This window comes from Candidatus Eisenbacteria bacterium, assembly GCA_035712145.1.
GTDB lineage: Bacteria > Eisenbacteria > RBG-16-71-46 > RBG-16-71-46 > RBG-16-71-46 > DASTBI01.
In genome coordinates this window covers 1-13,189 of the sequence record DASTBI010000232.1, presented here as the reverse complement: position 1 = coordinate 13,189, position 13,189 = coordinate 1, and the positions used below count along the sequence as shown (strand labels likewise).

Annotated in this window: 12 protein-coding genes; 6 read left to right on the top strand and 6 right to left on the bottom strand. The window is 67.0% G+C overall.

What is annotated here, in order from left to right:
- Window positions 1-31: 31 nt before the first annotated feature.
- Window positions 32-550 carry a DinB family protein gene (locus VFQ05_16620; protein ID HET9328392.1) on the top strand — a complete coding sequence of 173 codons (519 nt, stop codon included), beginning with the start codon at window positions 32-34 and terminating at the stop codon, window positions 548-550.
- Between the two features lie 6 nt (window positions 551-556).
- Here VFQ05_16620 and VFQ05_16615 read toward each other — a convergent pair whose 3' ends face one another.
- Complete coding sequence (locus VFQ05_16615) at window positions 557-2,692, bottom strand: C1 family peptidase (GenBank protein ID HET9328391.1); 2,136 nt, start codon at window positions 2,690-2,692, stop codon at window positions 557-559.
- Between the two features lie 103 nt (window positions 2,693-2,795).
- Between VFQ05_16615 and VFQ05_16610 the strand changes: the two genes are divergently transcribed.
- Window positions 2,796-3,533, top strand: a complete 738-nt coding sequence (locus tag VFQ05_16610; GenBank protein ID HET9328390.1) for an amino acid racemase — start codon at window positions 2,796-2,798, stop codon at window positions 3,531-3,533.
- Here the strand turns inward: VFQ05_16610 and VFQ05_16605 are convergent, their stop codons facing one another.
- From VFQ05_16605 to VFQ05_16595, 3 genes are all read right to left on the bottom strand, one after another.
- Entirely contained in the window at window positions 3,534-4,541 is a 1,008-nt protein-coding gene (locus VFQ05_16605; protein ID HET9328389.1) for an aldo/keto reductase, read from the bottom strand. It lies immediately after the preceding gene.
- 568 nt (window positions 4,542-5,109) lie between these two features.
- Window positions 5,110-5,682, bottom strand: a complete 573-nt coding sequence (locus tag VFQ05_16600) for a lipid-binding SYLF domain-containing protein (GenBank protein HET9328388.1) — start codon at window positions 5,680-5,682, stop codon at window positions 5,110-5,112.
- A gap of 22 nt (window positions 5,683-5,704) precedes the next feature.
- Complete coding sequence (locus tag VFQ05_16595) at window positions 5,705-6,058, bottom strand: hypothetical protein (GenBank protein ID HET9328387.1); 354 nt, start codon at window positions 6,056-6,058, stop codon at window positions 5,705-5,707.
- Window positions 6,059-6,230: 172 nt separating this feature from the next.
- On the opposite strand from VFQ05_16595, the gene VFQ05_16590 reads away from it, so the two are divergent.
- From VFQ05_16590 to VFQ05_16580, 3 genes are all read left to right on the top strand, one after another.
- Window positions 6,231-7,094: a hypothetical protein gene (locus VFQ05_16590; protein ID HET9328386.1), complete on the top strand. Its 864-nt coding sequence runs from the start codon at window positions 6,231-6,233 to the stop codon at window positions 7,092-7,094.
- A gap of 132 nt (window positions 7,095-7,226) precedes the next feature.
- Window positions 7,227-8,003 carry an N-acetylmuramoyl-L-alanine amidase gene (locus tag VFQ05_16585; GenBank protein HET9328385.1) on the top strand — a complete coding sequence of 259 codons (777 nt, stop codon included), beginning with the start codon at window positions 7,227-7,229 and terminating at the stop codon, window positions 8,001-8,003.
- Between the two features lie 244 nt (window positions 8,004-8,247).
- The gene (locus tag VFQ05_16580; GenBank protein HET9328384.1) at window positions 8,248-8,886 is read left to right on the top strand and encodes a hypothetical protein; all 639 of its coding nucleotides are present in this window, start codon (window positions 8,248-8,250) and stop codon (window positions 8,884-8,886) included.
- Here VFQ05_16580 and VFQ05_16575 read toward each other — a convergent pair.
- Window positions 8,844-11,114 (bottom strand): serine/threonine-protein kinase, encoded by a 2,271-nt coding sequence (locus tag VFQ05_16575; protein HET9328383.1) that lies wholly within the window; start codon window positions 11,112-11,114, stop codon window positions 8,844-8,846. The genes VFQ05_16580 and VFQ05_16575 overlap by 43 nt on opposite strands.
- On the bottom strand, window positions 11,111-12,673 hold the full coding sequence (locus tag VFQ05_16570; GenBank protein ID HET9328382.1) for a sigma-54-dependent Fis family transcriptional regulator: 1,563 nt from the start codon (window positions 12,671-12,673) through the stop codon (window positions 11,111-11,113). Before VFQ05_16570 ends, VFQ05_16575 begins: the two co-directional genes overlap by 4 nt.
- A 210-nt stretch (window positions 12,674-12,883) precedes the next feature.
- On the opposite strand from VFQ05_16570, the gene VFQ05_16565 reads away from it, so the two are divergent.
- A partial coding sequence (locus VFQ05_16565) for a hypothetical protein (GenBank protein HET9328381.1) occupies window positions 12,884-13,189 on the top strand: 306 nt, incomplete at its 3' end.

Genomic DNA, 13,189 nt, shown 5'->3' with positions numbered 1-13,189 from the left:
ACGTGCTCATGGCAACCGACGGGAGGTAGTGATGTCAAGATCGCGCGCCGAGACGCTGCTCGAGGACCTGCTGGACTCCTGGGATCGCAACAACGCCATCCTGGTCAACCTGCTTCGCGCCGTGCCCGACGGCGGTCTCCAGACTCGAGTGATGTCGGGCAGCCGAACGGTCGCCGAGCTGTTCACGCACATGCACTACGTGCGCCTGGCTTTCGTCTCCGAGGACGCCCCCGAGTTCGCCCGGGAGATTCCCGATGAGTACGTCCAGATGCTCGATCGCGACCATCTGGCCCGGATGCTGGACGAGAGCGCCCATGCCGTGCGCGAGGCGGTCAAGGGCCGGATCGAGTCAGGAAAGGAGATGGATCGCCACTACGATCATCCGATCCTCTTCCTCCAGCACATGATCTGGCACGAGGGTTATCACCATGGCCAGATCAAGCTCGCCCTCAAGGTCGCGGGCCACCCGATCACCGATCGCGAAGCCGGTCCGCTGACCTGGGGCGTCTGGATGCGCAAGACCGGGGCACTCGAGAGCCGGCGCTCCTAGACCGCCTCACTTCATCAGCACCTCGCGCCGGCTGGCCCAGGTCGCCGCGCTGTTCTCGAACTGGAGCTCGCCGCGCTCGATCGTGCTCGCGCCCTGGGCGCCCAGGATTCGGGCCAGCGCGGACTTCACCGTCGGCGTGTCGTCGTCGAAGTCCCCGTGATGCTGCGCGGTGGAAGCATCCATCGAGCCTTCGGGAGCCGTGTTCGGGGTCTTCACCCACGCGCACATCTTGCTCTCCAGCAGCGACACGAGCGCCCGGTCCTTCTCGATCCACCACTCCATGCCGAGCAATGGCTCACCGGCGTACTGCGTGCCCGGAATCCCCGGAATGCGCGCGTTCTCCTCGAAGGCGTGCGAGACCAGGTAGAGCAGGGACTTGTTGTAGATGAGCGCGCAGTTGTCGTCCTGCTCGGACTTGTCGGTGAGCGTGAACAGGGCGAACCGCTCGATCATGCGGCTCCGGATCGCCGGCTCGTAGCACTCACGGAATAGACCGATGGTGCAGGCCGGCGCCCACATCGTGACGGTCTTGACCTTGAGTCCGAGACCCTGGGTTCCGTAGACCGGCTCCTTGGAGGTCAGCAGACGGACCAGCGGCCCGTGGAAGACGCTCCCCGCGCTGTGGCCGATCATGTGCAGCTCGACCTTGCTGTCGCGGCGCATGAGCTCGGCGATTCGCTGAGCCGCGTATCGAGCGCCTCCGGTCTCCTTCTCGGTCGAGTCGCGCGCGTTGGTCTTCATCTGCTCCCAGACGATCTTGCCGGTGGCGATCCGCGCGATCGGCTCGAGCGCGTCGTCGAGGCGATTCAGCAGGAAATTCTTGGTGGCATCGAGGAACCCTTCCGGGCGCCGCTTCTTCTTCGCGTCCTCGAGAATGTTCTGAATGGTCGTCCAGTAGTCGGTCTTCCAGATGAACGCCACGGGGAAGACCTGATGATCGATCAGAGCCCGTCGGTAGTCCTGGACGCGCTGGAGCGCGCCTTCCTCGTTGTTGAGACCACCATGCGCGTACAGGAGGAGTCGTTTGACCGGCCAATCCTTCGTGATGCGGTCGAAATCGCCGCCGGTCTCGAACAGGTTGTCGACCGCCTCCCGGTCCGTGCCGAGCACCCCGCCGGTTCGCAGACAGCCGTCATTGCCGATGCCGACGATGTGCGGACGTATTTCCTCGAGCGCGATGGGCTTCTTCACGTTGCCCGAGCGCATCGGCCGGCTCACATCGCCCAGGACCGCCTGGAGATCGATGGGCGCACCGAGCCGCGCCACCCAGACGTCGTTGCCGTTCTTCAGCCAGTCGTCGTAGCCCAGATGCCCGAAGCCTTCGAGGCCCCAGTCGTCTCCCCACGAGTTCTGGATCCAGAAGCCCTTCTGGTCGTAGGCCACGATCGAGAACGCGTGCCCGCCGAGATCGCCATCGTGGTAACGGATCTTTCCATCCTCGGAGACGTGATCCCATCCTTGGTGACAGCTCGCCGTCGCGTACAGGATCCCGACCTCGGCCAGGGCCGCGTGCATGGCGACCAGGTCCTGGTGGTTGACGCGGAAGTAGGCGCCGAGCGGACGCTTGAGCGCGTCCCCGGCGCGATCGGCGGTGAGCAGCGTGGTCGACGTGCCATTGCCCGCCCTGGGCCAATGCGTGAGCGAGCACACGCCGTGTCGATGCCAGCCTTTCATCGCTCCGCGCGCGCTCGACCCGGCGTATTGCTCGCCCGGCCACTCGTCGTAGCGGCGAGCCATGCGGTACAGCATGTGCGGGCTGACTTCGACCTTCTTGTCCGGCATCTTCACGCGCCGGCGGAAGAGATAGTGGATGACCGTGGCCAGGCCGTAGCCGGTGCATGCGCCTTCCGTGCCCTGGTCGAGGATCGGGACTCGAAACTTCCGGTATTCCTCGAGGGGAATTCGTGGCGGCACCTCGACCAGCGTCGGAACGTAGAGAATGTCGCGCAGGTCGGGCGTGTCGCGACGCGCATTGAGGATGCGTCCGGAGCGAAACGGACTTCGGCTCGTCGCGTCGTCACCGGGACGAAGGACGGGCCGGCTCTCGTCACTTGGGGCGCGCAGGGGCTCCGGGGTGCTGCTCTTCGGCGTCCGAGTCAGTGAGCGTGCGGCGCGTCGGGATGGCATCCTTGTCTTGGCCATGGTGGTTCTCCATTCTCGTCGGCGGCCACTTGCTCCTGGAGAGGCGCCACGCTAGGACGACGATGGTCGGCGGTCAATGGCCGGATGCGATACTTTGCCCCGCATGCCCGACCACCTCCACATCGGCGTACTCGCACACTCGGCCGACGGCGCGGCCCTGTGCTTTCTCGAGATGGTCCGTGAGAGCGCCCGGCAGCTGGGCGAGCACGACCATCCCGAGATCACGCTCTCGATCCTGCCCATGAAGCCCGCGCTTTCGGCTTACGATCGCGGCGACCTGGCTTCGGTGCGAGCGCACCTGGCGGACAGTGCCCGCCGGCTGGCGGAGGCGGAGTGCGACTTCTTCGCGTGCTCGGACAACACCGCCCACATCGCCCTGGAGTCGCCGGGGCCACCGCTGCCACTGCCGGGACTCCACATCGGGGAGATCGTGGCGCAGCGCGCTCGACGGGACGGTCGCCGGCGGGTCGGTCTCCTCGGAACCCGGTGGACCATGGAAGGGCCCGTGTATCGGGACGCGTTCGCTCGCGCGGAGATCGAGATGCGAACGCCTTCGGATCGCGATGGCGAGCGAGTGGATCGAGTGATCTTCGAAGAGCTGTGCCAGGGCGTGATCCGCGACGCATCGCGAGATGATTACGTGCGGATCATCGCCGAGCTGAAGCAGGCGGGGTGCGACTGCGCCGCTCTGTGCTGCACCGAGATCCCGCTGCTGGTGACGCCGGCCGTTTCGCCGCTTCCGACCCTCGACTCCACGCGTCTGCTGGCCCACGAAGCGGTTGCCGTGGCGCTCGGGAAGTCGCCGGTTCCGACGTGGCGGGGAGGCCCCTTCGAACGCTGATCAGGTCCAGCGCCGGAAGAAGAGCGCCTCCCGGTGCACCGGCTCCGCGCGCGCCTCAAGAGCCGTCATCTGTCCGGCAGTCATCGGATTGAAAGAGCGCGCCAGCTGGACGTTCTCCTCGAGCTGAGCCACGGAGTCGCAGCCCACGATCACCGTGCTCACCGGCAGCGACAGCACGTAGTCCATCGCCTCGCGCATGGTGATTCCCGGCTCCGATGGCCCGGAGGACAGCAGGCGGCCGCGCGCGGGGATCTTCATTCCGATGATGCCCATCTTCTTCTCCACGGCCATGGGCAATAGCTCGGTGGCGAAGCTCAGGTGGTGCGGATCGGCGGCGTTGAGCGCGAGCAGGAGGGTGTCGAACGGGAAGCGCCTCAGTGCCTCCATGAGGACCGCCGGATCGGCGTGACCCGTGACGCCGATGAATCTCACCAGCTTCTCCTCCCGGGCCTTTTGCATGGCCTCGATGGCGCCGCCCTTGGCGAAGATCTGGTCGACCTCGTCCATCTCCTCGAGGTTGTGGACCTGCCATAGATCCAGATGGTCGGTATGCAGGAGCCGAAGCGATTCCTCGAGCAGGCGGCGCGAGCCGGCGGCCGTGCGATCGTGCGTCTTGGTGGCGAGGAATACCTCTTTGCGACGGCGAGCCATGACCTGGCCGATGTAGCGCTGGCTCCAGCGACCCTGGCCTCCGTAACGGGCCGCGGTGTCGATGTAGTTCACGCCGAGGTCGATGGCGCGCTCGACGATCGGCACCGCGACGTCGGCGTTCTCCGGCTTCTCGATGGCGCCCTGACCGCCGAGACTGAAGAGCTTCACTCGGTGTCCAGTCTTGCCGAGGTTGCGCGTCGGCATGGGCGTCGGAGCCTTGCCGATCGACCGGGCTTCCTGCGCGGCGCCCGCGTCCGCCGCTTGTCCCGCCATGAGGCCGAACCCCGCGGTGGCGCCGAGCTGGAGGAAGCGACGGCGATCGATGGCTTGCTGGTCGGATGGCTGGTCGGTGCTCATGGGCTGGTCTCCTGGAAGGCACCCATGGTGGCAGAGCCGATGGCGGGAGGGAAGAGTGCCGTGCGGTGTGCGTACTTATTGCACGTGCGCGCTCAAACCGATGACCAGCGCGCGCCATGTGGTTAGGGCATGAGCCGTATATAGACTACCTGGCTGGCTGACTTCCCCCGACCATCTCTTGCAAAGCACTGCACCCAACCTGTGTCGAGCGCAGTAAAGGTGCGACCTTGGTAAACCACGAGAGCATTACTTGATGTGTTGTACAGCGTACGCTCAGAGCCGACGGTGCCCTTTAGTCGGATGCGGGAGTCTGTGATCCAGTCGTACCAGAGGGTATCGCCATCGGGTTCTTGCGCGTTGCAGACAATGATGGCGGAGTCACCTGGGAGTATTGAATCGGGGAACGGTGTGAGAGACAGGATTCTGGGACGGCGATTCTCTGCCCCCAGCTGGTTGTCATCAGCACAGGCGCTGAGGACTGTGCCGGCAATGAGCGCGATGGCAAGCGAAGCATGGCGCCGCCTCCAGTACGCAGCCACCTATCACCACACGCTGCTGGGAGCCGCGGTCACTTCTTCGGCTTGTAGCTGAACTTCTGGCCGCCGATCGTCGCCTCGTACATCAGTCCGCCCTTGGCGACGGTGAACACCGCCATGCCCTTCTGATAGCCCCCGGTCGTCTTGGCGTGGGTGTCCTTGTCACTGGCGCTGGTCCCGACGCCGCCGGCCGTGGAGGCCTGTGCCGAGGCGCCCGCGGTGAGCGCCACCGCGGTTGCCTGGGCGCCGAACTCGAAGTTTCCGCTGGTGAACTCGTCGAACGCTCGCTTGTCCTGGAAGAACACGATCTGACGGTAGGCCTGGCCCCCGAACTGGAAGCCCACCGTCACCTGAGTCATCGAGGTGTTCCCCACATAAGCGTCCTTCTCGTAGACGCGGCCCGAGCCGTGCGCGCCACCGATTCCAAGGCCGCCCTTGCCGATCGAGGGAAACACGGCATAGCCGTAGCTGGTGTCGAAGAACTTCGCACTCTGCCCGGCATCGCGGAAGATCTTGATGGTGTCCGTGTACTTGTCCGCGAGCGCCACCGTGGCAGGCAGAGTGCCGAGCACCGTGATGAGTGCGATCAGCCGTCGGTCGAGCATGAATCCTCCATGATCCGCGGGGTTATGGAACCACGATATTGACGGTCAGCTTTCCCGGTGGCCTCGTCTCCTCGCATCCGCCGACGAACTCGACTTCGTTTCCCGCCGAAATCGTGCCGGATGCCACTTCGGTCACTCTCACGCATCGGAGCCCTCGGGAGTTGCCGAGACCGAGCTCGGCCGAGTAGTGACCGTCGGCGTCCGTCGTGACTCGGTTCCCATGAGACCAGTCTTCCGCTCCGTCGCACCGACCCCTCCGGTCGAACTCGAGCTCGACCTCCGCATCCGCGAGTGCCATGCCGGAGGCGTTCGTCACGTGGCCCGAGACCACGGCGGAAGCCACCCAGAGGTCGCATGGGGTCTTTTCCTCGCCCATGCATCCGATCAGAAGGAGGCAGGATGCGAGGATCACGCGCCGAAGGGATCTGGCTTGCATCTTCTCAACCCTGGTACCAAAGGAGACTAGCCTGACCACCCAAGCTATCTCCAGAATGGCTCGCCGTCCATACAAGCGGTATCAGTTGCCTCCCCTGGCTTCGGAGTTCGTCATGAGGACCCATCGGCTTCCGCTTCTCGTCGCCTCGGCCACTGCTCTGTGCGCGTTGGCTCTTCTGTCCTCCACCGCTTCCGGCGCCACGCAGCGTGGGAGCTTCGACCGCCCGCCCTATTACGACGGCAAGGTCAAGCAGACGGTGCGCCCCGCCGCGCACGCAACCGTCTCGTATCGGCTGGTCGAAGAGTCGCTCGATCCCACGCCCAACCGCTCACCCGGGCTGGCGGCGGTCCTCGACTCGCTGCGCGAGGAGATGATTCGGCTCGGGCTGACCACGGCGCTCGCCGTGGATCCGAGGCTCGAGGGGGGCCCCGACATCTACTTCGGCGCGCGCCGGGGCGGAGTCGGCGCGGACGGCATTCCGCGCAGCCCCGATGAAGTGGATCCCACCGAGCCGCGAAAGATGGCCTTCGAGGTGGAAGGTCCCTCCAAAGCATGGAAGGAAGCGACGCGGAAAGCGGCGGGGAACAGCGTTCGAGCGATCGTCACCGTGCAGCTCGGCTTCGGCGAGCATTGGATTCGCCAGCAGGATTGGAAAGGCAACAAGGCGATCGGTCTCGGCAACGGGCGGTCGATGCCGGTGACGTGGCTCACGTCGCTCGACGATCCCGTGCAGGTGCTCCAGCTCACCGGAGCGCTGGTGACGCCCGAGGGCAAGGTGCTGCGAGTGGGTGCGGAAGGGTTGATCGCGCGCCGAACCGGCATGGCCGCTTCGGTGGCGGGCGCCCAGGAAGTGCTGCGCGAGGAGGAGCTGCAGGCTCTCACGGCGCCCGGCGCCGGCGGCGAGCCGGTGTGGCGGACGGCGCTCCGGGCTCTGATGTCGGGGCTCCTGGAGGAATCTCGAGCGGCCCTCAAATGAACGTCACTCCTCGCCTCGAATACTTGCTGCGGCTGACCCGGGCGATGACGTTCGTTCCGTAGCTCGGGGACCGGCCGCGGCAGGACCATCTCAGCGTGAGGAATGCGGCAGCAGCGGCCGATACCTCTGGGGATGCTCCCACGCACCCACATCATGCTGCACCATTCGCGAACCCGGGACGGCCAGACCGTGAGCTGGGGAGCGATCCGGCATCACCACGTCGAGACGCGTGGCTTCCGTCAGATCGGATACCACTATGGCGTCGAGCTCGTCGGTGATCACTACGAAGTCCTGATGGGCCGCTCGGAGCTCGACCCCGCGTCCGCCTGTCCCGAGGAGGAGATGAACGCTCGCGCGCTCCATGTCTGCTGCATCGGCAACTTCGACGAGGCGGCGCCGCCGAGCGCCATGCTCGAAGTGGTCGTGGGGCTCGTGATTCTCCCGGCCATGGTGGAGTACGGACTTCCGCCCGAGCGCATCATCGGGCACCGCGACGTCGATCTCACCAAGACCTGCCCCGGGAATTGTTTCGACCTCGAGGTCGTGCGCCAGATGGCGCTGGAGTCGACGGGTACGCTGGCCGGCGTGGAGCGATGGCACCACGAGCAGGCCGCCGGCAAGGGTCCACTCGCGGCCTTGCGGCGCGCGGCAGCGGGCGCTGTCACCCGCGAGGAGCTGGCGAGCCGTCTGGGATGGCCGTTGGAGACGCTGGCCGATCTCGAGTCATCGGCGACGCTGCCTGCGGACGACCAGGTTCCCGAGTACGCCCGGGTGCTTGGGGTCACCGAGCATCAGGTGATCGAAGCCTTCACGCTGGCGGCGATGGACTACCATCGGCAGCGCCTGGCCGAAGCCAGCGCGAAGCTCGGCGTGCTGCACGCGCAGCCGCGGCCGCGGCGGGCAGCCTAGTCCTTCGGCTCGCCATACTCCTTCACCGCGTTGTAATGCATGGAATCAGATCGATTGGACATTCGTCGATCTACATCCCCCTGTGTTCACCAGGCCGCCGAACCCTCAGCTGAGTTGTCGCAGGTTGAACCAGGCTTAACCTCGCTTCACAGCTCCTGAATGAATCCTTGCGAACACCGTGTCTCCCATGGGGGCATCGGCCTTGCATTCCAATCCCGCGGCGTAAAGGGATTGGAGGCCCACCATGCGTAAATGCATCTTCGTGCTGCTGGCCTTGTCGACTGCCGCGGTCGCCGAAGCCCAGAGCTCAAAGCGCTTGTCCCTGGGCGCAGGCGTCAGCTTCCACGACTATTCCGACTCACGCTTCGAGTCCAAGAGTCTGAGCTTCGGCCCCAGGTATCGTCTCAACCAAGGCCGGAGAGGCGAGAATGGCTGGGACTGGGACCTCAAGACTTCACTCAGCTTCTCGCGGATGGATGTCCCCACCGAGGTCTTCGGCTCCGAGGTCCGGCTCGGGAAGGTGAGGACCATCCCGCTGCTCGTGGGCGTGGGGCGGACGTATCGACACGGACCGATGAAAGTTGGCGCTTATGTCACGGGTGGACCATCGTTCAACGATTTCGAGGTCGACGAAGAGGCTGTGGCGGCCTATCAGGCGGGTGGAAGCGACCTCGAAGATGTCCACGTCAAGACCTCCGCCGTCTTCAAGCCGGGAGTGAGCGCGACGTACGACTTGTCGTCCTGGCTCGCGCTGCAGGGCTCAGTGTCCTACATCATCCATCGGCCGACGGTGAGAACCCTGGTCGACGGGGTGAGCACTTCGGAGACCTGGAAACTCGATCACTCGACCGCCGCGCTGGGACTCCTGGTCGGGATCTTCTGAGTCTCGCCCATCGGCAGATCGCGGATGGCCGAGCGTCCGCCGAGCGACCGGTGAAAGCCCCACAGCACTGCCGCCGTCACGAGCGCCAGCGGCAGCGCCGTGCGGCTCGTGGCCCAGCCGCCTAGCCCGAGAGGAGCGGCCTGCAGCGTGACGTAGACGAGGAGTGAGACGAGCGTCGCGAGCAATCCGAAACCCATCAGCGTGCCGAGGAGCAGCAGCATCACGGCGATCGCGAAACCCCACTCGAGCACCGGATCAGCCACGATCGGACGGGCGAGCGGCACGAAGACGAGCATGGCGGCCACGAGCGCCACGAGCGGATGACGCAGGATCAGCCGCGCCGCGACGAGGATGACCAGGAATCCAACCATCTGGATGAGGTTCGAGCGCCAGAAACCAAGCATCTCCGCGAGCTGCTGACGCTCGCCGAACAGCGCCGCGAGCTGGGCCTCGACGTACCCCACCGCATCCGGCTTCCCGCCCGGCGCCGTGGTCGCGGCGAGCAGTCCGGCGACGGCGAGGGAGATGACGACGCCGACGACGCCGCCGATCAGGACGTCACGCCCGACGCGCGCGTCACCGAGCCTCCCGTCGAGAAGCCGCGTCCACGAGATCAACAATCGTGGCCACAGCCGCCGCACGTAGGGCTCGATCGCCACGTACGCGAGCCACGCGTAGGCCGCGTCGTAGAGTCCCCATGCGATCGCCGTCGCAACCTGCTCGGTGAGCGTCGACATCGGATGATTCGCGCCGAGCACCCAGGCGAGAACCCGGATCGCGAACATCGCCCCGGCCAGCCGCCCGGCGCGCCTCGTGTCGCCGCGGCCGGCGATCAGGTTGCGCCGCGCGAGCCACGCCCCGAGCACGAGCGCGGCCAGGAGGAGAATCGCGCGCCACGGCCCCGCGGCAGGACGAAGGGGCTCGTCGGCTGGGAGCGGCCGCATCGCCGGCGGATCGAGCCGCCGCAGCGTGCCGTCGAGATCGAGTCGAACGGAGCCGCGTCCCGGACTCCAAGGTGGATCGTCGTACGACACCCGGTCCATCGGCGTGCGGGGCACGAGCTCGGAAGGACTTTCCCGGTACCAGAAGCTGACCTGGGGCTCCGATGAGTCGCCGAGATCGAAACCGTGCGCGCGATGACGGCCCTCGGCGCCGAATGGCCGAAGCCGCTCGCGCGCCTGGGACGCCAGAGCTTCGGGCGAGTCGGGGATGACGAGAGACGACACGAACCGCGTGCGCGGGGCGAGCACGGTGAGTGCCGTGAGTCCCGCGAGCACGACCGCGAGCAGCGGCCAGGCGATGGCGAGGCGCAGGCCGTCGCGCCCGCGTGCGAAAGCGGCGACGATTTCGGGCGACGGTGTCACGCCCGCGGCGATCGCAGCCTCGAGAGCATCGGGGGCGGGGATCTCCTCCTCGACTTCGTGCGCGGAGCGCGGGCGACGGTCAGGATCGCGCTCGAGGCATCGCAGGACGATGCGGTCGATGCGTGGATCGAGATCGCGCTGCACGGAAGAAGGGGGTGGCGGCGGGTCTCCGGTGCGCAGCCGGATCAGCTCGCCGATCGTCGGCGCCGTGGCCGGTGCGCGGCCGGTGTACAGCTCGTAGAGGACGAGGCCGAGCGCGTAGAGATCGGCGCGCGGCGTCGGCGGCTGTCCGCCTGCGAGCGCCTCGGGCGCCATGTAAGCCGGTGTGCCGACGATCAGCTCGGGATCGAAGCGCGCGTCCTGGAGCTCGGCGAGGCCGAAGTCGGTGATTCGCGCGTGGCCGAGGCCGTCGATCATCACGTTCGCGGGCTTCAGGTCTCGATGGAGGACGCCACGGTCGTGGATCGCGGCGAGGCCGGCCGCGATCTCGCGCCCGATCTCGGCGGCCTTCGCCGAGGGCAGCCGGCCGATCCGCCGCAGCAGCGAGGCCAAGTCCTCGCCGTCGACCAGCTCCATCGTCAGGAAGTGCGTGCCATCAGCCTCGACCACGTCGTGGACCCGGCAGACGTTCGGGTGCGACACCTGGCGTGCGACGCGTACCTCGGCGAACAGCGCTTGCAGTCTCTCGGGGTCCGCGGACAGCTCGCGCGGCAGGAACTTGAGGGCGACGCGGTGTCCGAGCTTGAGGTCGTCGGCGCGGAACACCTCGCCCATCGCGCCCTGGCCGACGCGCTCGATGATCCGATACCGCCCGGCGACGAGGTGACCGGGCAGGAACCGCGCGGCCGCGGTCGGATCCGTCACGTCAGCCCGTGCTGCTTGAGCTTCTTGTAGAGCGACGCCTCGCTGATCTTGAGCCGCGTGGCGAGCTCGGCGCGCGTGAGGCCGGGATGGAGCTCGAGCGCACGCTCGAGCCAGCCGCGCTCGGACTCTTCGAGCAGCGCGGGCAGCCCAGGCGAGAGGTCGCTGGAGGTGGCTCCGGCAACGGCGCGCCCGGTTCCCGCGGGCTGGAGCCTCGCGAGCAAATCGGCTGCCGAGACCGGCGAGGACGCGCCGCCGAGCGCGAGCCGCGCCGCGAGCTGCTCGATGTGACGCACGTTGCCCGGCCAGGCGAAATCGAGATCGACGAGCGCGCGCTCGGCCTCGGGCGAGATCTCGATCCAGCGTCCGCCCTCGATACGGTCGAGCGCATGGCGCAGCAGGAGCGGGAGGTCCTCGCGCCGCTGGCGCAGGGGGGGCACCTCGAGCGGCACGTAATTGAGGCGCTCGAACAGGTCGCGGCGGAAGCGTCCCGCTTCGACCTCACGTTCGAGGTCGCGGTTGGTCGCCGCGATGATGCGCACGTCGGCAGTCATCTCTTTCGCGTCGCCGACGCGCTCGTAGGTCTTTTCCTGCAGCAGGCGCAGGAGCTTGGGCTGCAGCTCGGGAGAAAGCTCTCCGATCTCATCGAGAAAGAGCGTGCCGCCTTCCGCCGCGGCCAGCTTGCCGGCGCGATCCGCGGTTGCGCCCGTGAAAGCGCCTCGGCGGTGGCCGAACAGCTCCGCCTCGACCATGCCGCGCTCGAGCGACGGACAGAACACGGTGACGAAGGGTTCCGTCGCACGCGGTCCCTGGGAGTGGAGGATGCGAGCGATCAGCCCCTTGCCCGTTCCGGATTCGCCGAGAAGCAGCACCGGCGCCGACGAGGCGGCGACGCGCCTCACGACGGCTTCGAGATCGCGCACCACGGAAGAGCGACCGACGAAGCGCCCGAACGACCAGTCCTCGGCCAGCTGCCGGCGACTGTCTTCCGCTTCGGAGCGCAGGCGGTCGCGCTCGCGCAGCACCTGGCGACCGGCTCGCAACGCCGCGAGCACCGGTCCCGCGACGGCGGCCAGCGCCTCGATCGCCTCGCGATGCGCCTCGGTGAAGTGACCGCGCTGGCGGTGCTCCAGATGGACCAGCGCTGCGATGCGATCCCCCGCGCGGATCGGGACGCAGAGAATGGCCGCAGCGCGCAGAACCCGGACGGACTCGATCGGCGCGAGCGTCGGATCGTCGGTGATGTGGTCGAGCCGCACGGCAGCGCCACGTTCGAGCACGCGGGTGAACAGCGTTCGGCTGTAGCCACCGGCGTCCCCCTGGAGCTGGTTCGGCGCGAACCCGTGAAGGACGCTGTACTCGAGCCGGCCGGTCTCCTCGACCTCGACGAAGAGACCCCGCTCCGCCCCGGTTCGCGCCACCGCCTGCTCGAGGATCACGCGCAGCACGTGCGAGGGCTCGGCCACCTGATTCAACACGCTCTGGAGTGCGTCGACGAGCGATGGAGTCGGCATCGAGTCCGTCATGTGCCGGCAGTCTACAACGGCTTCCGCCCGCGTCACGATGAGGCTCCACGAACGTGGAGTCGACTCCACGGCCGTAGAGTTCGCGAGATCGTGCGCTGAGTGTCCTCGTAGCGGTGAAACGAGTTACAGCCGCTCTGCGCGAGGCACGGCCCCTGCAGTGTCACTCGATCGAACTCGGACGTTGCCCGTGATCGAGCGGGGAAGTGCCCCGCGCACGAATGTGCGGCGTGCGAGGAGGAGATCGAGATGAAATCGTACATTCAGTCGAGGCTCGTGGGGGGCGTCATGGTGCTGCTCGTATCCGTCCTCCCCGGCGCCGCTTCGGCGCAGGTCGCGGACGATTCAATCAGGGCCGAGAGGTTCACTACGGAGGAGGAGCCGGTCGTCCGGCTCGACTACAGCGGGCCACGATTCGGCATGACGTGGGACCCGAGTGGCGGCGCGCCAGTGTCGCAGTTCGGGTGGCACTTCGAGAAACAGACGTCATCGGGAAGGAGCGGGCCCAGTTTCGTCTTCGAGACCGTCCTGCTCGCCGGCGGCATCGAGAATGAC

Excerpts from the sequence above, each read along its gene's own strand:
- VFQ05_16620 (HET9328392.1), top strand. The coding sequence starts at position 32 with ATGTCAAGATCGCGCGCCGAGACGCTGCTCGAGGACCTGCTGGACTCC.
- VFQ05_16615 (HET9328391.1), bottom strand. The coding sequence starts at position 2,692 with ATGGCCAAGACAAGGATGCCATCCCGACGCGCCGCACGCTCACTGACT.
- VFQ05_16610 (HET9328390.1), top strand. The coding sequence starts at position 2,796 with ATGCCCGACCACCTCCACATCGGCGTACTCGCACACTCGGCCGACGGC.
- VFQ05_16605 (HET9328389.1), bottom strand. The coding sequence starts at position 4,541 with ATGAGCACCGACCAGCCATCCGACCAGCAAGCCATCGATCGCCGTCGC.
- VFQ05_16600 (HET9328388.1), bottom strand. The coding sequence starts at position 5,682 with ATGCTCGACCGACGGCTGATCGCACTCATCACGGTGCTCGGCACTCTG.
- VFQ05_16595 (HET9328387.1), bottom strand. The coding sequence starts at position 6,058 with ATGGGCGAGGAAAAGACCCCATGCGACCTCTGGGTGGCTTCCGCCGTG.
- VFQ05_16590 (HET9328386.1), top strand. The coding sequence starts at position 6,231 with ATGAGGACCCATCGGCTTCCGCTTCTCGTCGCCTCGGCCACTGCTCTG.
- VFQ05_16585 (HET9328385.1), top strand. The coding sequence starts at position 7,227 with ATGCTCCCACGCACCCACATCATGCTGCACCATTCGCGAACCCGGGAC.
- VFQ05_16580 (HET9328384.1), top strand. The coding sequence starts at position 8,248 with ATGCGTAAATGCATCTTCGTGCTGCTGGCCTTGTCGACTGCCGCGGTC.